Here is a 332-nt window from a genome sequence, read left to right on the forward strand (position 1 = left end):
ACACCAAGCGCCTCGCCGACACGGCGACCGCGATGTCCGGCATCGTCGGCCTGATCCAGAACATCGCGGGCCAGATCAACCTCCTGGCGCTGAACGCGACCATCGAGGCCGCCCGCGCGTGCGAGGCCGGGCGCGGCGGCGCGGTGGTCGCCGCCGCGGTGACAGCCCTGGCCGATCAGGCGGCCCGCGCCACGTGGCAGATCACCAGCGTGATTTCGATGCTGCCACGGGGTCCCATGGGGCGCGTGTGGGACCTCGGCACGGCCGGCGTAATCGTGTCGTTTCGGTGCGTGACAGGTGGGGGGACTGCGTACGTCCTAGAGATGGTCGAG

Annotated in this window: 1 protein-coding gene; it reads left to right on the plus strand. The window is 70.8% G+C overall.

Annotated elements, in window-relative coordinates:
- On the plus strand, window positions 1-332 hold a 332-nt coding region (locus MKK52_RS10810), incomplete at both ends, for a methyl-accepting chemotaxis protein (RefSeq protein ID WP_243953797.1).

It is taken from the genome of Methylobacterium sp. J-067, assembly GCF_022829465.1.
Taxonomy (GTDB): Bacteria; Pseudomonadota; Alphaproteobacteria; order Rhizobiales; family Beijerinckiaceae; genus Methylobacterium; species Methylobacterium litchii.